Source organism: Halomonas sp. SIMBA_159 (assembly GCF_046536035.1).
In the GTDB taxonomy this organism is placed as follows: domain Bacteria; phylum Pseudomonadota; class Gammaproteobacteria; order Pseudomonadales; family Halomonadaceae; genus Vreelandella; species Vreelandella venusta_A.
In genome coordinates this window covers 1-272 of record NZ_JAWJBT010000567.1, presented here as the reverse complement: position 1 = coordinate 272, position 272 = coordinate 1, and the positions used below count along the sequence as shown (strand labels likewise).

The window sequence follows — 272 nt, the reverse complement described above, 5'->3', positions numbered from 1 at the left end:
GAAACGAAGGTGACGCAGGTGATGGACACGGCGCGGAAGGAAGGCCATCCGCTCCAGTGCACGCTTGAAAAGGATTGATTAAGGAAAAAGGTCGAGTCTGGGACGGACGAAATCGCAACGGTCGTCCGGTCCCGATTGGCCGCACGGGTCTTCGTTCCGACAGACGACAGGACGAAGACCGCATTGCCGGGGCGGCAGTCCATCCCGCCGACCCGGAACGAGACGGCCAGAGTTTGCCGTCGGTTCGCGAGGCCGATTGTTCGGTCTACGGC

The 272-nt window shown here is 61.8% G+C and carries 1 protein-coding gene; it reads right to left on the bottom strand.

The window, feature by feature from the left end; all coding sequences use genetic code 11:
- The coding region (locus tag R0J87_RS20480; protein WP_498888554.1) for a hypothetical protein at positions 1 to 272 on the bottom strand (272 nt) is incomplete at both ends.